We start from the raw sequence: 18,293 nt of genomic DNA on the forward strand, positions 1-18,293 counted from the left end.
GCGTATGACCGTGATTCGGGCGTGAGCAGCCCCCCTTTTGCGCAGCAAAATTTAAATGGGGCTGCGAAGTTGCAGTTCGCAGGGATACCTGTGAACTGTAACACGAAAGATATTCTGATCGACGGTTCTTAAGTAAATCCATTGAATTATATGAACTAAGTGTGATAAAATAGTACTATATGAATATTACCAAAATATTACACTTGTTACATATATAGAAAAATCTTGACAAAAGAAAGTGTAGGTAACTATAATTAGTGTTTGTATGTGAAGTTGTGGAGTTAGTAGATGACATAGAGGTGCGATATGGAACAGTATATTATTAAAGGTGGTAATCCGCTGGTTGGAGAAGTGGAAATAGGCGGAGCAAAAAATGCAGCACTTGCTATATTAGCGACGGCAATTATGACAGATGAAACCGTCACAATAGAGAATCTCCCGAATGTCAGGGACATCAATGTGATGCTGAATGCAATCGAGGGAATCGGGGGAAAAGTAGAAAGAATCGATGCGCATACGGTCAAGATCAACGGTTCGATGATCAGTGATTTAAGCGTAGATTATGAATATATCAAGAAGATACGTGCATCTTACTATCTGTTGGGTGCATTACTTGGAAAATATAAACGTGCAGAAGTGGCACTTCCGGGCGGATGTGATATCGGAAGCAGACCAATCGACCTGCATCTGAAGGGATTCCGTGCATTAGGTGCGAATGTCGATATCCAGCATGGTCTGATCGCAGCAGCCGCAGAAGAATTAAAAGGTACGCATATTTATTTAGATAAAGTATCTGTAGGAGCTACGATCAACATTATGATGGCAGCAGCCATGGCAGAGGGCAAGACAACGATTGAGAATGCGGCAAAAGAACCGCATGTCGTAGATGTCGCAAACTGTTTAAACAGCATGGGTGCAAATATCCGCGGTGCAGGAACAGATGTGATCCGTATTTCGGGTGTGGAAAAGCTGCATAAGACAGAATATTCGATCATTCCAGACCAGATTGAAGCAGGTACATTTATGTTTGCAGCAGCAGCTACAAGAGGTGACGTTACAGTTAAGAACGTAATTCCGAAGCATTTAGAGGCAACGACTGCCAAATTATTAGAGATTGGCTGTGAGATTGAAGAATTAGATGATGCAGTACGTGTTGTGGCATCAAAGCCATTGACACATACGCAGGTGACAACATTGCCATATCCGGGATTCCCGACAGATATGCAGCCGCAGATGTCAGCAGTATTAGCCATTTCCCAAGGCACGAGCACAGTAACAGAGAGTATCTTTGAAAACCGTTTCAAATATGTGGATGAGCTGACACGTATGGGTGCGTCTATCAAGGTCGAGAGCAATATTGCAATTATTACCGGCATTGAGAAGTATACCGGAGCAAGAGTCAGTGCACCGGATCTGCGTGCAGGGGCAGCCTTAGTCATTGCCGGACTTGCAGCAGAGGGCATTACGGTTGTAGATGATATTTATTATATTGAACGTGGATATGAGGATTTCGAGAAGAAGTTGGCGCAGTTAGGTGCACAGATCGAGAAAGTATCTACAGATAAGGAAATCCAGAAGTTCACATTGAAAGTGTCTTAAGAACAGGAGATTCGTAAGAAATTTTGATTTAGAATAAGAATTATTAAGAAAAGACTGTGATAAGTTATGTTTTCTGAATGGAAGATAGAACTTATCACAGTCTTTTTTATGTATAGCCAAAATGGTTATTTAAACAGTCGTATTTACACCATTGATCGCAGCATGTTCATTTTCTTCCATAGGAATGACTAAACATTTCTGCCCATTGATCACCTGCGATTTGATCAGAGATGCTTTTTCTGGTTTTACACGTAAGATAACATCATAGGTTTTGATATCACCGGTCGGGGCATCTTCCTCTGTTTCCGGAAGACCTGCTAACATACGGGTATCTTCTAACTGCTGCTCTAATACGGCAACTTTTTGCACAAGTTCTTTTTCCTGTTTGATCCTGCCGGCGGCTTCTACCGCTTTGGTATCAAGCAGATGGGAAAGCGCAGGAGCCTCATCTGCAAATTCCTGCCGGTAAGATTCTTCGATCATGGCAGCCGCAGTTTCAGGAATGTCCGATTCTGCCATGAGCTCTCCGATGTTTTCTGCGGTTAAAACAACAGGGGCGTTTTCTTCATCATCAGAAGATTCCTGTTCTGCCATATCAGACAGGCTCTGCTGGATATCATAAAAAACTTCCCTTGAAGCATCTTCATCACCGCCAAACGCCTGTTTTACGATCGATTCAAAAGCCATCTTCTGTTCTGTAGCGGTACGTCTGGCATTACAGCCTAATGCACCTTCCATAAATTCCACATGAGGCTCTTTGGCATTTTTGTGATAAGTCATCACAGAATGAAGGTCGGCACTCCGGTCAGTAAATGCAGGGAAAATAAATCCGCTTTCCGGTGCACAGACAACCCAGTCACGGATCCTTGGACCAATGCGGTTTTCATCGGCACGATATCCAAGTCCCGGCTTGCTTAATGCAACCGGACAGATCGCACAGAGAAGATATTCATAGACTTCTTCGGATTCATCTAACTTATTATTATCGCTGGTCTTTGTCATAACATCATAAGCATCATGAAAAATTAAGATCAGATAATTTCCGGCATATTCATAATTTTCAATGATCAGATCATAAAAACGTTCTAACAGATCGTCATTTTGCAAGGCACTCTGACGTAAGGCAGTTAAGAACTGCTGTCTGCCTCCGACAGATTCTTCCTCGATCGGAAATTCCAATTCTAAAAGATTGTTACCGATCGTACCGGAAAGGACTTTCCTTGCAATCTCTAAGTATTTATAGAATTCTTCATCTTCTAAGTTTAAAAATGTTTCTTCAAGTTCGACGACGCGGTTGCGTTCTCCGTCCACGTAACAGCCGCACATTCTCGTAAAAGTACATTCTTCTTTTTTGAACCGGCGTTTGATCTCTAATACTTCTTTTTTATTCATAAGTGATTCCCTCTTTCGATAATGATATCAGACAGACTGCTGCTTTCTGGCATACGGGGCAGTCAGGTCTTTGATGACTTCGCCGGCAATGATCAGTCCGGCAACCGATGGAACAAATGCAACACTTCCCGGAATGTCCCGGCGTTCTGTACACTTATGGGCAGCTTCCGGTGGGCAGATACAGTTTGTCCGGCAGCTGATCGCCATATCTTCGACCGGTCTTGTCGGTTGTTCTTCGGAATATACGACCTTTAATTTTTTGATGCCGCGTTTTTTTAACTCCCTGCGCATGACTTTTGCTAACGGGCAGACTTTTGTCTTATAAATATCAGAAACTTTAAACTGGCTGCCGTCTAGTTTATTTCCGGCTCCCATGCTGCTGATGATCGGTATCTTAAGTTCATCTGCTTTCATGACAAGTGCGATCTTTGCAGTTACGGTATCGACTGCATCTACGATATAATCATATTCTTCAAATGGAAATTCTTCTGCATTTTCAGGCAGGAAGAAACACTGATGGATCGTTACGTTGGCATCCGGGTTGATCTCAAGGATCCGTTCTTTCATCACATCTGTTTTGTATTTGCCGATGGTTTTTCTTGTGGCTATGATCTGACGGTTTAAATTCGTCAGACATACTTTATCATCGTCTATCAGGTCAAATGCACCTACACCGCTGCGGACTAATGCTTCACATACATAGCCGCCCACACCGCCTATGCCAAATACGGCAATGCGTGCATTTGCTAATTTTTCCATTGCTTCTTTTCCTAACAATAATTCTGTTCTTGAAAACTGTGTCAACATGTATATGGTTCTCCTTGATTCGTCTGTTTTCCACAACTGCAACTTGAAAATATGAAATAGTTACGAGGTGGAAAGTTTGAGTTAATTATAAGCAAAAGAAAGAAAAATCGCAAGTTATGTGATATAATAAGGCTATATCAGCAATGAAAAGGGTTACAGTTCACACAGCAGACAGACATTTACTGTCTGGCTGCGTAAGAAAGTGATTCAGGTGGTGATTTTTGCTTCGCAAAGCGAACTTTCATGCAAAAATCACGAGTTACTGCTCACGGAGTGAACAGTAACTGAAAAGGAGGAAGAGCAATGACACCATATGAACAGGTGCACAGCGGGAAGATCTACAATCCGGGAGATAAAGCAATCATGGAAGAACAGGCACGTTGCAAAGAGAAAGTGTATGACTATAATGCAACGCGCCCATCGGAAGAAGCAAAGCGCGCAGAGATGTTAAAAGACATTTTTGCAGAAGTAGGGGAAAACTGTTACATAGAGCAGCCATTTTATGCGAATTTTGGGGGAAAACATGTACATTTAGGAAAACAGGTCTATGCGAATTCTCATCTGACATTGGTAGATGATACCCATATTTATATCGGTGACTATACAATGATCGGACCAAATGTGACTTTAGCAACTGCCGGACATCCGATCCTGCCGGAACTTAGAGTAAAAGGGCTGCAATTTAATATGCCGGTACATATTGGAAAAAACTGCTGGCTTGGGGCAGGAGTTGTGGTCATGCCGGGAGTAACGATCGGGGACAATAGTGTGATCGGTGCTGGAAGTATTGTAACGAAAGATATACCGGCAAATGTTGTTGCAGTCGGAAATCCATGCCGGGTACTTCGCAAAATCGGAGAGCATGACAGGGAATATTATTATAAAGATAAAAAAATCAATTATGAAGAAATTGAATAAAAAAAGAAACTTTAGAGCATATTAGCACAATAAAACTAATATGTGAAGGAGATTTCTTGATATGAAGAAGAAAGTGATGATCTTGTTTTTTGCATCAGCAATTTTAACATCAGCTTTAACCGGCTGCGGCTGTGGTCGTGGCAATACAGGCGGTAATACAAATGATAATACGAATATCAATGGCACAGAGGAAATGACACAGGAGGAATTCGGAACGGAAACGATCAACGATACCGAAAATGCCGGCAGCCAGATGCAGCTTGGAAGTGCTGTGGAGATCCCACAGGGATTTGACGGACAGCTTGCAGAAACAGAACCGAATGGACAGTTAGAGCGTGTGATCGCTGATTACTGTGGCGTTGCACAGGAAGATTATACGAATGTACGCTATTATTACAATTATGCAGATTTAAACGGCGACAGTAAAAATGAGATCTTAGCATTGGTCTTTGGAGAAAATGTAACGGGTATTGATGGTAATGTCCTTCTCTGGATCGATGGTGCAGATGATGATAATTTTACAAAAGATTCTGTAAAACAGTCTTTTGCAAATGTCAGTGCTCCGGTATTTATCAGCAATCACATGACAGAAGGATATCGTGATCTGATCCTTGCTAATTATACAGATGCCGCAGATGAGGCAGCCGGAAATGCTAATGGAAATACACAGGCAGATAATCCGGATACAGTGCAGGCACGCAATCAGGTACAGCCGAAAAATGCCGCTGCAGCACAGACAGGTGATGCCCAGGCAGATACAACAGATACCGCACAGGAAGACACAGCCGTTACCACATCTGAAAATGGTACAGAACAGCCGGCAGGTACAGCTTCTATGGGAGTTGGCTACAGACTGTTAGTATTTCAGGGTGAAAGATACCAGACCTTAGAAGAAGGAACGGCACTTGACAGTTTAGATAACTACGAAGGAACAGCAATTTTAACAAATGACATGGAACGTGATATGCAAAATGATAATTATCACTTTCTTGGAGAAGCACTATAATCAACCAACAACAGAAGGGGGAAGATAAGTATGCTAAAAAATTATGAAATCCGTAAATACCAGATGGAACCGGAAGAAATCAAAGAATCAGTCAGGGAAAAAAGAGAGGAACTCGTCAGACAGCAGCAGGTTATCAAAGAACATAAGCTGCCGGTATTTGTTTTGATCGAAGGCTGGGGAGCGGCCGGAAAGGGAACACTGATCGGGAATCTGATCAAAGAGCTTGATCCGAGATTTTTTCAGGTAGTCAAGATGCAGAAGGCAAATGAAGATGAAAAAAGAAAACCGTTCCTGTGGCGTTACATGGAGAAAATCCCAGAGGCAGGAAAATTCGTTTTTTTGGATTCCGGCTGGTTAGATGAAACAGTCGATGATGTCATGCATGATAAGATCGATGATGTGGCATTGGAAAAACGGCTTCGTCAGATCCGTACTTTTGAAAGACAGTTAAAAGATAACGGCTACTTAGTCGTAAAACTGTTCTTACAGATTCCGCCAAAGGAACAGAAGCATCGCTTAGATAAACTGTTAGAGAACAAAGATACCAGCTGGCGTGTAGATGAGGATGATATCCTGCAGGTAAAGAAGCGGGAAAAATTTGAAAAAGTCTATGACAGGATCTTAGAAGCAACCAATACCGGTTATGTACCATGGAATATCGTGGATGCTGTAGATGAAAAGCAGGCACTTCTTCAGGTACTGCACTTATTGACTAATCAGATCAATCAGGCAGTTGAGAATTTTAAGATACTGCCGGAGATCCTGCATAAAGATTATCCGCTTTTAAAGATGCCAAAACTTGCAGAAGTCCCATTAGATCAGGAAATGTCAAAAGAAGAATATGAGATTGAACTGAAAAAACTGCAAAAGAAATTAAAGAAACTCCATAATAAGATCTACCGGAAACGGATCCCTGTCATTATCGCATATGAAGGCTGGGACGCAGCCGGAAAAGGCGGTAATATCAAACGTCTGACAAGTGCCCTAGATCCAAGAGGATTTGAAGTGTACCCGATCGCAGCACCGGAACCGCATGAAAAAGCCAGACATTATCTGTGGCGTTTTTATCACAGACTGCCAAAAGACGGACATATCGCAATCTTTGACCGTACATGGTACGGCAGAGTCATGGTAGAGCGGTTAGAAGGTTTCTGTACAGAAAATGACTGGAAACGTGCCTATAATGAGATCAATGAATTTGAAAAAGATCTCTCAGACTGGGGAGCCGTTGTCATTAAATTCTGGATCCAGATCGACAAAGATACCCAGCTTGCACGTTTTACAGAGCGGCAGAATACACCGGAGAAACAGTGGAAGATCACAGATGAGGACTGGCGTAACCGTGAAAAGTGGGATGACTATGAAGCTGCGATCGATGAAATGATCGCTAAAACTTCCACAGAAAATGCACCATGGTTTATCATTCAGTCTAATAACAAATATTATGCGAGGATCCAGGCAATCCGGACGGTGATCGATGAGATTGAGAAAAAATTGAATGGAAGATAAGGAGTTACTGTTCAGACAGCACCTAAACACCTTGCTGTTTAGGTGCGTATGACCGTGATTCGGGCGTGAGCAGCCCCCCTTTTGCGCAGCAAAATTTAAATGGGGCTGCGAAGTTGCAGTTCGCAGGGATGCCTGTGAACTGTAACGATAAGGATACCGTTCAAAGCTGAACTACGCAACCCGCAGGAAAAAAGAAATCCTTGCCCAGTTGCGGGAAAAGCAGAAAAAACTGATCGGGAATACTTTTGGGAGTATCTTCTCTAATATGGATGATAAATGGCTGTTTCCCGACATTTTTGGGACACTGCGGATGTATGTTATTCCCGTTGGAGGAGATACACTGTGCACAAAAACAGGATGAGCTGTCACAGATATGGAAGAATTATCTGCTAACGCAGGAATAAATACTGTGACGAACTGCATAAAAGGACTAAATAATGTCATCTCATCACAAAAAAGTGGTGGAATGGCATTTTTTAGAGAAAGATAAAAATATTTTCACTGAATACTTTAGCCTTTTTGGGCTATAATTTTCAATGGTAACTTGAAAACCTGATAGATAACATATATAATATTGAATGAAAAAGCCTAAATAGGCAGAAATTTTCAATGAAATGGAGTGGGCTTTATGGAAATTAAGCGTGATAGTTACCTTGAGCAGTTGATTTCATATCGTTTTGATGGATTAGTGAAAGTAATTACCGGTATCAGGAGATGCGGAAAATCCTATCTTCTTAAAAAGATATACCGAGATTACTTAATTGAAAATGGTATAAAAGAAGAACAGATTATTACGATTGAGCTTGACCTTGCGAAAGACATTAAATATCGTAATCCGCTTATTCTTTCATCTTATGTAAGAGAGAATGTGGAAAAGAGCAAAGACGAGTATTATCTTTTTGTTGATGAAATTCAAATGTCTGATGAGGTGACTAATCCATATAATCCGGACGGTAAGAAAATTACTTTTTACGATGCTCTTAATGATTTGAGAGGTTTATCGAATTTAGATGTTTATGTGACAGGAAGCAATTCAAAAATGCTTTCCAGCGACATCCTTACTGAGTTTAGAGGACGAAGTGATGAAATAAGAGTACATCCACTTAGTTTTGCGGAATATTACTCTGCTGTTGGTGGGGATAAAAATGAAGCATTTGATGAATACGCATTTTATGGTGGCATGCCACTTATCTTGTCAAGACCTAATGATACGGCTAAGATGAATTATTTGAAATTGCTTTTCTCAGAAGTGTATATTAAGGACATTGTTGAACGTAAGAGAATCGAAAGACAAGATGTTCTGGAGCAGGTTTTAGATTTGCTCTGTTCATCGGTAGGTTCATTAACAAATCCGACTAAAATTGCGAATACTCTGAAATCTAAACAAGGCGTCGGTGTGTCTGCCAATACGATTCGAGCATATATCGGGCATTTGGAGGATGCGTTCCTTTTTTTAGAAAGTAAGCGATATGATGTAAAAGGGAAATCCTATTTTGATTCGCCAAATAAATATTACTGCGAGGATATTGGACTTAGAAATGCAAGAATAGGTTTTCGTCAGCAGGAAATGACGCATATAATGGAGAATATCCTATATAATGAGTTAAATATCAGACAGTTTTCCGTTGATGTTGGTGTTGTTTATGCAAGGACACTTAGTGAAAAAGGCAATTCAATCCGCACTCCAAGGGAAATTGATTTTGTCGTAAATTCAGGAGGAAAACGAACTTATATCCAGTCAGCGTATGCGATGCCTACGGATGAAAAAGCAGAAGCAGAACTCAGACCATTTACGCTTACAGGAGATTCTTTTCCTAAAATTGTTGTAAGGAAAGATATTGGAAAGCGTTGGTATGATGATAATGGTATTTTAAATATCAATGTGATTGATTTCCTTTTGGATAAGGAACTTATATAAAAAAGAGCATATAGCGATTGTTGGATGAGATACACTGTGCACAAAAACAAGATGAGCTGTCACAGATATGGAAGGATTAACTGCTAACGCAGGAATAAATGCTGTGACGAACTGCATAAATGGACTAAAAAATGTCATTTCATCAAAAAAAAGTGGCAAAATGGCATTTTTTTGAGAAATTTCATGTGGAAATCGAGCAAATTACCACATGAACCTTGAATAAAGTGGGGGGTATGGTAAAATAATTCCAAATATATGATAGAGAATCTTCTATCAATGACATATATGATAGACGCAGATGATAGGATACACGAACTGCCATACGGCTGCTAGCCAAAAGCAGTTTAATCCACAGATATAAGAGAGGAGGCAGTCTATGAGAAAAAAGATAAGCCGGATAAAAAGAGGTCTGGCGGTAATGCTATCTGTCTGCATGGTATTCGGTGTGGCACCGATTCAGGCAGGGGCAGAGGAAAATGATTCAGAAATTGCAGTGCAGGCAAATGATAGTGCTGGAAAGACTGAACAGCAATCCACGGATGAAGAAGAGTGTAAGCATGAGGGTGTTGAAATAACTTTCAACAGCAACGGTTTCGGAAACTGCCCGAAATGCAATGCAACCGTATATCAGCCTGCTGTTGAAACAACTGACAAATATGACATTGACGATGACAGCATGAAAGAGAATGTTTACGAAATCAGCAATGCAGGTCAGCTGTACTGGTTTGCAGGGCTTGTAAACGGCACTCTTGATGGAGTTAAACAAAACAGATTAGCCAATGCAGTTCTGACAGCCAACATCACAGTAAATGAAAATCTTCTTGAATCCTTACAATACGATACAGAGGGCAACGTTTCCAACGGAAGTGATTTTATAAGCTGGACACCGATTGCAGATTGTATGGAAGATCATATAACACAGTATTCAGGAACGTTTGACGGAAATAATAAAACCGTAAGTGGTTTGTACTTTAATGGTAATTCAATACGTATTGGATTATTCGGAAGTTCAGAAGCTGATGGCAACATAAAAAATGTTGGAGTTGTTGATTCCTATTTCAAGGGGAATAATTTTGTGGGCGGTGTGTGTGGACGCAATGACGGCACAATCACAAACTGTTATAATGCAGGGAATCTTACCGCTATTGAGTCAGCTGCTACTATAGGCGGTATATGTGGATACAATGGTGGCACAATCACAAACTGTTATAACACAGGAACTGTTACCGCTACCGACTCAGTAGCTTCTGTGGGTGGTGTGTGTGGCTGTAGTATTGCACCAATTTCAAACTGTTATAACATAGGAACTGTTACCGCTACCAGCTCAGATTCTGATATAAGCGGTATATGTGGATACTATTATGGGCCAATCAAACATTGCTATCACCTCGCAGACACAGAAGATGAAAATGGCGGCAAAACCACCGCACAATTTGCAAGCGGTGAAGTTGCGTATCTTCTCTCACAAGGTTGTACAGTAGGTGAAGGTGAAGATGCCGTAACTTACAGTGGTTCTGTATGGGGACAGGCACTTGGCGGAAATGGTGATACATATCCTGTTCTTGATAGCACAAAAAGAGTTTATCAGGTAGATAAATATGACGGCTGTGAAGGAAAACCGGGCAGTTCAACAAAGGTATATTCCAATCAGAGTACGTCAATATATGAAGAACATTCTTTTGCTTATGAGCCTGTAGAAAATGGTAATGCTATTAAGGCAACTTGTAACGAGTGTGGTGCAACCTACACCGTAAAACTTACACGGCCGGCAGCAACATCAGATGAAAAAATTGTCTATGATGGAACAGAAAAGAAAGCCGGAACAGCAATAGACTCTGGCAACACAGGTATAGAGATAATTCCTGAAAATGCCATTACCTATGCAACGGTAACAAATGGCACACCATCTACTTATAGTACAACAGCACCGAAAAATGCTGGTACATACAAAGCAAAGCTTACATTAGGCACAGGAAATAACATAGTTTCTATTGAGATAAATTTTACGATTGAAAAAGCAGCTTCACCACTAAACATGCCGGAAGCTGCGATGGCACCGGCGCACAGTACAAAGAAGGTTGGTGACATTACGCTTCCGGATGGCTGGAACTGGTCTGATAACGATAAGGACACAGTACTTACAGAGGGTGTGGCTGTGACAGCAACAGCAGTTTATACAGGAGCTGACAAGGGTAATTACGAGACAGAAAGTGTAAGTATTACGATCACAAGAAGAGTATGTGACCATAAGAATACGGAAGTGAGAGATAAGAAAGATGTTACCTGTACCGAGGATGGATACAGTGGCGATGTCTATTGTAAGGACTGTACCGTATTAGTGACCCGAGGGTTTGTGATCACGCATCCGGGTCATCAGTTAAGAGAAGTAGCAGCAAAGGATGCGACAGCGACTGTGGCAGGCAATATAGCATACTATGTATGTGAGAATGCAGGCTGCGGCAAGTACTTTGTGGATAATGCGGCGAAGACGGAGATTACCGATAAGTCAAGCATTATCATTCCAGCTACAGGAGGTGGTTCATCGTCAGGAGGTGGTTCATCGTCAGGAGGTGGTTCTTCATCCAGTGGCGGTGCCTCAAGTGGAGGCTCATCAAGTGATGGTACATCTGGCGGCGGTACATCATCGGGAACAACCGATAAGCCGGGAACAACCGACAAGCCGGGAGCAACAGAGCAGCCTGAAGAAAACGATAAGCCGTCTGTACCGAAAAAAGGTACGAAGATAAAGGGCAACGATGGTTCGGCCTACATAGTTACGAGTGGCAAGGGCAAAACACCGACAGTACAGTACACTGCTCCAAAGAGTACTGCAAAAGGAACGGTTACCATTTCGGCAAAGGTTAAGGTTGATGGAGTATCTTATAGAGTAACATCCATTGCGGACAATGCCTTTAAGAACAATAAGAAAATTACAAAGGTAGTGATTGGCTCAAACATTGTTACGATTGGAAAGAATGCGTTTGCCAAGTGTACAAATATAACAAGTATTGTAATAGGAAAGAATGTTACAAAGATAGAAAAAAATGCTTTTTATGGCTGCGGGAAGTTGAAGAAGATTACGATTAAATCAGAGAAACTGACTTCAAAATCAGTAGCGAAATATGCTTTTAGCCGTATCGGCAAAAAGACAGTGATCAAAGTTCCCACAAGTAAATATAAAGCATACAAGAAGATGCTTTATGCAAAGGGACTGAATAAGAAAGTCCGAATTTTGAAATATTGATGCAAAAAGAGGGTTGGTGATATCGCACCAAAGTTGGCAAATCAGAGACGATTTATCGGGCAAATCCCATGCATCAAGATGTTGCAGTATCATGATGTTATAGAGGCGGCAGTACCACATCTTGCTAGAGTGGTGTCTGCCGTTTTCTAACAGCAGTATGTATTTGCTTCCTTTGCCTGTTTGGAAGTATACAGGTATATGCGGCAGAATATTATGGAGATTTTCAATACGAAGATAATGGAGAAAACGTATCAATTTATGCGTATAAGCCATCATAGACCATATACTGTCAGTAGTGCCGGTTTACCGGCTTGGCTGCAACATGGATATCGAGGCGGCAAGAGTGGCTTGTGAAAGGATGAAAAGTGCTTTTCATATCCCGGATCAAATGATATAATGATTCCAAAATGTTGATAAACGTACATTTTATAATTCTAAAATGTTGATATACATACATTTTAAAAACAAAAAATGTTGATTTGAGGTGCGTTATGCTAAAAAGAAAGGCAACAGCTTTTATCGAAAATTGGATTCAATAGAAAGAGAAAAAATGTCTTGTGGTACAGGGAGCATGCGTTAAAATAGGACTAAATCAAGAGAAACCTTATAAATAAAGGGTTTTGAATGATTTAAGTCCTATTTTTTTATCAATTTGAGGTAAAGATCAGGACGGCGCCGAACAAATCTATACCTACATTGCCAGTTATTCATGTTAGATATACGACATTTCTGGTATGACAATGATTTCTCATTGAACGCTATCAGGAGACCGTGGCACTTGGACTTACTGCAAGACAGCTGCTGTTTTCTGTGGCAGGTGTTGTTGCATATAAAGCTACACATTAAAAAGGAATCTGTGAGACAGATTCCTAAATAAGGGAGAAACCCTGACGAAGAATGGAGTTCCAGTTGCTTTTCTGATATAGAAATCGTATAACAATTACCATTTGCTTTTCTTTATCAATAGTGTAAAAGGCTAGGTAATTATTAACTATAATAAAACGAATTTCCCAACTTGCCAGAACGGGGTCATCTACAAGACGAAACTTTTCGGGTATATCTGCCAATGAGTTGATTTGTTCTGTAGCTGCATCAAGCAGATGATCGGCGGCAGTAGGTTTTTTCAGAGTAAATTCGATGCAGTCAGCGGCACGCAGGATATCACGTTCTGCGGTAGCTGTGATGTGAATGATATAACTCATCTGCGACGTTTACTCCGAATATCAGCCATTGCTTCTGAGAATGGTCGGGTGTTGCCAGAGGCAATATCATCCATACCTTCTTTGATCTGGCTATATAATTCAAAGCGATTGGTTAATTCTTCGTAGGCTTCAATGCTCATAACAGCAAGATCGCCTTTTCCATTCTTCGTAATAAAAACTGGTTCAGGATAATTGTGACAAAATGTTGAGATTTCGTTGTAGTTATTCCTTAAATCAGCACTTGATTTGATTGTTGGCATAATGAACACCTCTTTATTTGATAACAAAATTATACACAAATTTTGTTATATAGTCAATGGGAATGTGAGAATATTATATGTCAGTTTTTGTAATTATATTCGATTGACTTCCTTTGGGGAGCAATCCGGGCACCAGCCGGGGTTGTTCCCGGTGTGGGTGCGCCTAGCGGCGCACGTTTCTAATGGGTTAAAGTCCCGAATCCGCCCGGTAGTGGGAAGGATATAGCCGAAGGGTGTCCATCGTGAGATGGAATCTGAAGGAAGCTGGAAGTGAGGAACATACTAACTCATGGGCAAATCTCTGGTCTGACGAACAGAAATCTCATATAAGGTTATGCGTGAGGATAAGGCTGCCCACCAAGTCGAAGTCCAATAACTACACGGAATCATGCATGATAAATGAGGCAGTTGACAATCTTGACATGGATGGCATGCAGCAGGTTGCCGATGAACTGAAAAGCTGTATCTTTACTGGAGCAGAGAGCGAAAAAGCTAAGAAGCTGATTGATGCGATCGAGGAGATGGATGTGGATATCTGTCTGGAGATTATGGATAGCTGGGGTGTGTAAGGGATATATTCAAAAATTATGTATGCAATAGAATACATGTTACATCATTGTTTGTAGAGATCATTATAAAGATTAAGCACCTGTTATAGGGTGCTTTTTCTTTACTCAGAAATATTATAAAAAAAGGTGTAACCAGAAGAAAATAAATCGTACTTATATTGTGAAAGGAGAAACAACTAAACTGAAGTAAAAGGGAAAAAGGAAGGAGATTAGCATGAAGAGAAAAAAGATTTCATTATGTCTGGCTGGAATTCTTTTATGTGCCAGTGCATTAGGAGGAGCAGATAGGGCATATGCAACAGAATCAAATGATGAAAAGATTCTTGCAGAAATTGAGAAAAGGGAAGAAAATGTTATCGATGAGGAATATTTAGAAAATGAAAATGAAGCCGTTTTAAATAATGAAATGATAACAGAATATGTAGACGAATACAAGGAAGAAACAGGGGAATATCCGGAATATTATGCTGGAACATATGTGAATGATGATGGAAATTTGGTTGTATGTGTTACTGATGATTCATCAGAAATTACGGAGAACATGATGGATGTGGCAGATAATGAGGACATTATTATTCAGGAGGTGGAAACAAATATCAATGATATCATGGATCTATACGATTTTATTGGTGATATCTATGAAGAGGCTTACGAGGAATATGTGGATAACGAAGAAATGAACGCTGTAACCGACGAAGATGAAGAGTATGCCGAAATGTTAGATTCTATGACGGGTTATTATGTGGATGAAGAAAATAATAACATTGTTATAGAATTAAAAGATCTGGATACTCAGAAAGTAGAGGCTTTTAAAGAATTATTTTCTGATGATAGCTGTATTGTTTTTGAGGAGGGGGAGCAGGTAACATAAACAACAGGTTGGAGGCCTGGTAGAAAAATATATACACCATCAAGTTCAATGAGTACAGGATATCGTGCGTATTGGTATAGTCCTTCAGGAAAAAAATATAAAGGAAATAGTTTGACAGGAGATACTTTTACATATAGTTATATAAGTAAGATTGTAAATAATCAGTTGAGAACAGGTGCGTATTTATATTAGAAAATTGCATCAGAACAATTTTTTGTTCTGATGCAAAAAACAAATGAGTGGGGAGATGTATATGACAGACGAGAATATTATAAAGTTATATTTTGAACGTTCAGAATTAGCAATTTTGGAAACCGACAAAAAATATTCCAGACTATGTAACAATGTTGCAGAAAATATTTTAAAGATAAGAGAAGATATTGAGGAATGTATAAATGATACCTATTTGAGTGTATGGAATAAGATACCACCTGTGAAACCGCATATTTTTTCAGCATTTTTATGTAAGATTACAAAAAATTTAGCAATAAAAAAATATGAATATCTGACAGCAGAAAAAAGAAATCCTAATTTGGAAGTGGTACTTTTAGAGTTAGAAGAATGTGTTTCTGGAAGAGAATCTATTGAAGATCACATAAATGAAAAGGAATTGGTCATTCTCATAACAAATTTCTTAAGACAACAAAGGCAACGTGAAAGAGTTGTTTTTATTCTAAGATATTGGTATTTAGAACCAATACATCAAATTGCCAAGAAAACAGGATGTAGCAAGAGTAATGTTAAAGTTATATTGATGCGAACCCGTAGACAACTGCAGGAATATTTGACTAAGGAAGGAATAAAAATATGACAAAAAAAGAATTGTTTTGGGCAATTAACGATTTAGATGAAGAATTTATTGATGAGGCATTAAAATATAAAAATAAAGGGAAAAAGTATTATATAATTCTGACAATGGCAGCTTGCTTTTTCTTAGTATTTATATGTCGATATGAGATGGCATATGTATATCATGGAGAAGGGACGGCATCAGAAATTCAATTAGTCGTGATGCCAAATAATAGAGTGTGTTTTTATGAATTATCAGAATTAAGACGTTATGAACAGAAGAATCTTAGTAAAAGATTAGGTGAGCTGATCTTTGATAGAGAACAAATTTTAAATTATGATAAGAATAAAAATACAGTTTCAATGTATGTACCGGAAAAAGTTTATAAGGAGAAAGGAAAAGATAATTACGCAAAAATCATATTAAAAGTAGATGGAAAATATTGGGAAGCAGAGTTTTTATCGTTTTTAATTGAAACCGTACCATCAGAATCGGAGTCTGCACTTACTAATATTATGGGTCATGAATATGATTATTCAGCATATACTTTTGGAACAGTTTTAGAAGAAATCTATGGTGTATCAGATAAGTCTGACATTACACAAATTTTACTAAAACCATCAGAAAAAAATATCTGTACTATAGATGATCCGGCTGTTATACATGAAATCTATTCTATTACAAAGGACATGAAAGTAGTAGGTGATGATGAATTGGCACCAGAGCTGACTACGGAAAAAATAAAGCGAAGAAAAAGAAAATCAGATGAAAAATTATCTAGTATATTTTATTTTCAACTAAAAGATGGGCAGAAAATCATCCTATATTATTTACAGAGTTATGGAGCGTTTGTAAGTAATGATGAGGATTATTATGTACCATTATCAGACGAAGATATGAGGAAGATAGAGAGAATTATAAGAAATAACAGTTGACAAATAGAACCATCTGTCATATACTTTGCCTATCAAATAGTTTGATAATCAAATTATTTGATAGGCAAATAATTTTTAAAGGGTAAATAAAAGGAGAATATTATGTTAGAGAACTTAAAAACAATCATTGCAGAGCAGTTAAACGTAAATGAAGACGAGATCAAGGAAGAAAGCAATTTCAAAGATGACCTTGGAGCAGATTCTTTGGATTTATTTGAGCTTGTGATGAGCTTAGAAGAAGAATACGGAATCGAGATTCCATCTGATGACTTAGAAAAGATCGCAACTGTAAATGATGTTATCGAATATTTAAAAGCAAAAGGTGTGGAAGCATAGAAATGAAAACCGAGATTACAGAATTACTGGGGATCGAATATCCGATCATTCAGGGAGGCATGGCATGGGTTGCAGAATATCATCTTGCTTCTGCAGTATCAGAAGCAGGTGGTCTTGGTATCATCGGGGCAGCGAGTGCACCACCGGAAGTCGTGCGGGAACAGATCCGTAAAGTCAAAGAACGGACAGAGAAACCATTTGGTGTCAATGTCATGCTGATGAATCCGAATGCACCGGAAGTTGCACAGGTGATCGTGGAAGAAGGTGTAAAAGTCGTTACTACAGGTGCAGGAAATCCGGCAAAATTTATGCCGATGTGGAAAGAGGCAGGCATCAAAGTGATTCCGGTCGTTGCAAGTGTCGCAATGGCGAGAATGATGGAAAAAGCCGGTGCAGACGCAGTCGTAGCAGAAGGAACAGAATCCGGCGGACATATCGGTTCTGCGACAACGATGACACTAGTACCGCAGGTTGTCGATGCGGTAAAGATTCCGGTCATTGCAGCCGGAGGCATCGGAGATGGCAGAGGGCTTGCAGCAGCCATGATGCTTGGTGCAAAAGCCGTTCAGATGGGTACACGTTTCGTCGTGGCAAAAGAATCCATCGTACATGAAAATTATAAAGAACGGATCATCAAGGCAAAAGATATTGATTCGGAAGTGACCGGACGAAGTACCGGACATCCGATCCGCGTACTCCGCAACCATATGACAAGAGAATATCTGAAAATGGAAGCAGAAGGCGTCAGCTTAGAAGAATTAGAAGTGCTGACCTTAGGTTCTCTTAGAAAAGCTGTCATGGATGGTGATGTAGTTAATGGAAGTCTGATGGCAGGACAGATTGCAGGACTGATAAAAAAAGAACAGACTTGTAAAGAAATGATCGAGGAGATCATGCAGGAAGCAGAAGGGCTTTTATATAATAAGGAGAAATAGAA

16 protein-coding genes are annotated in these 18,293 nt (G+C 39.8%); 12 read left to right on the forward strand and 4 right to left on the reverse strand.

Annotated elements, in window-relative coordinates; translation table 11 throughout:
* The first annotated feature begins 306 nt into the window (after nt 1-306).
* Entirely contained in the window at nt 307-1,599 is a 1,293-nt protein-coding gene (locus H8S17_RS01390) for a UDP-N-acetylglucosamine 1-carboxyvinyltransferase (protein WP_178050897.1), read from the forward strand.
* 129 nt (nt 1,600-1,728) lie between these two features.
* Here H8S17_RS01390 and H8S17_RS01395 read toward each other — a convergent pair whose 3' ends face one another.
* Together H8S17_RS01395 and H8S17_RS01400 are read right to left on the reverse strand one after the other, a co-directional pair.
* Entirely contained in the window at nt 1,729-2,991 is a 1,263-nt protein-coding gene (locus H8S17_RS01395) for a DUF4317 domain-containing protein (protein WP_186865913.1), read from the reverse strand.
* A gap of 27 nt (nt 2,992-3,018) precedes the next feature.
* Complete coding sequence (locus H8S17_RS01400) at nt 3,019-3,798, reverse strand: tRNA threonylcarbamoyladenosine dehydratase (protein WP_186865914.1); 780 nt, start codon at nt 3,796-3,798, stop codon at nt 3,019-3,021.
* A 303-nt stretch (nt 3,799-4,101) separates the two neighbouring features.
* Here H8S17_RS01400 and H8S17_RS01405 point away from each other — a divergent pair, with 303 nt between their 5' ends.
* The 5 genes from H8S17_RS01405 (at nt 4,102) to H8S17_RS01425 (ending at nt 12,393) form a co-directional block, all read left to right on the forward strand.
* Nucleotides 4,102-4,716, forward strand: a complete 615-nt coding sequence (locus H8S17_RS01405; RefSeq protein WP_186865915.1) for a sugar O-acetyltransferase — start codon at nt 4,102-4,104, stop codon at nt 4,714-4,716.
* Between the two features lie 61 nt (nt 4,717-4,777).
* The gene (locus H8S17_RS01410) at nt 4,778-5,722 is read left to right on the forward strand and encodes a hypothetical protein (RefSeq protein WP_186865916.1); all 945 of its coding nucleotides are present in this window, start codon (nt 4,778-4,780) and stop codon (nt 5,720-5,722) included.
* 30 nt (nt 5,723-5,752) lie between these two features.
* Nucleotides 5,753-7,231 carry a polyphosphate:AMP phosphotransferase gene (gene pap / locus H8S17_RS01415; RefSeq protein WP_186865917.1) on the forward strand — a complete coding sequence of 493 codons (1,479 nt, stop codon included), beginning with the start codon at nt 5,753-5,755 and terminating at the stop codon, nt 7,229-7,231.
* Between the two features lie 628 nt (nt 7,232-7,859).
* On the forward strand, nt 7,860-9,149 hold the full coding sequence (locus H8S17_RS01420) for an ATP-binding protein (RefSeq protein WP_186865918.1): 1,290 nt from the start codon (nt 7,860-7,862) through the stop codon (nt 9,147-9,149).
* A 376-nt stretch (nt 9,150-9,525) separates the two neighbouring features.
* Nucleotides 9,526-12,393 carry a leucine-rich repeat domain-containing protein gene (locus tag H8S17_RS01425; protein ID WP_186865919.1) on the forward strand — a complete coding sequence of 956 codons (2,868 nt, stop codon included), beginning with the start codon at nt 9,526-9,528 and terminating at the stop codon, nt 12,391-12,393.
* 869 nt (nt 12,394-13,262) lie between these two features.
* Here H8S17_RS01425 and H8S17_RS01430 read toward each other — a convergent pair.
* Both H8S17_RS01430 and H8S17_RS01435 read right to left on the reverse strand, forming a co-directional pair.
* A complete protein-coding gene (locus H8S17_RS01430; protein ID WP_186865920.1) occupies nt 13,263-13,595 on the reverse strand; it encodes a type II toxin-antitoxin system RelE/ParE family toxin in 333 nt (110 codons plus the stop codon).
* The gene (locus H8S17_RS01435) at nt 13,592-13,855 is read right to left on the reverse strand and encodes a type II toxin-antitoxin system Phd/YefM family antitoxin (RefSeq protein WP_186865921.1); all 264 of its coding nucleotides are present in this window, start codon (nt 13,853-13,855) and stop codon (nt 13,592-13,594) included. The genes H8S17_RS01430 and H8S17_RS01435 overlap by 4 nt, the downstream gene beginning before the upstream one ends.
* A 392-nt stretch (nt 13,856-14,247) precedes the next feature.
* Between H8S17_RS01435 and H8S17_RS01440 the strand changes: the two genes are divergently transcribed.
* The 6 genes from H8S17_RS01440 (at nt 14,248) to fabK (ending at nt 18,291) form a co-directional block, all read left to right on the forward strand.
* Complete coding sequence (locus H8S17_RS01440) at nt 14,248-14,424, forward strand: hypothetical protein (protein ID WP_186865922.1); 177 nt, start codon at nt 14,248-14,250, stop codon at nt 14,422-14,424.
* Nucleotides 14,425-14,638: 214 nt separating this feature from the next.
* Nucleotides 14,639-15,295, forward strand: coding sequence for a hypothetical protein (locus H8S17_RS01445; RefSeq protein ID WP_186865923.1), 657 nt, complete (start codon nt 14,639-14,641; stop codon nt 15,293-15,295).
* Between the two features lie 253 nt (nt 15,296-15,548).
* Entirely contained in the window at nt 15,549-16,106 is a 558-nt protein-coding gene (locus H8S17_RS01450) for an RNA polymerase sigma factor (RefSeq protein ID WP_186865924.1), read from the forward strand.
* Entirely contained in the window at nt 16,103-17,020 is a 918-nt protein-coding gene (locus H8S17_RS01455) for a hypothetical protein (RefSeq protein WP_186865925.1), read from the forward strand. The genes H8S17_RS01450 and H8S17_RS01455 overlap by 4 nt, the downstream gene beginning before the upstream one ends.
* A gap of 102 nt (nt 17,021-17,122) precedes the next feature.
* Nucleotides 17,123-17,356 carry an acyl carrier protein gene (acpP, locus tag H8S17_RS01460; RefSeq protein ID WP_186865926.1) on the forward strand — a complete coding sequence of 78 codons (234 nt, stop codon included), beginning with the start codon at nt 17,123-17,125 and terminating at the stop codon, nt 17,354-17,356.
* 2 nt (nt 17,357-17,358) lie between these two features.
* Complete coding sequence (fabK, locus tag H8S17_RS01465; RefSeq protein ID WP_186865927.1) at nt 17,359-18,291, forward strand: enoyl-[acyl-carrier-protein] reductase FabK; 933 nt, start codon at nt 17,359-17,361, stop codon at nt 18,289-18,291.
* The last annotated feature ends 2 nt before the right edge of the window (nt 18,292-18,293 follow it).

Source organism: Roseburia zhanii (genome assembly GCF_014287635.1).
Taxonomy (GTDB): domain Bacteria; phylum Bacillota; class Clostridia; order Lachnospirales; family Lachnospiraceae; genus Roseburia_B; species Roseburia_B zhanii.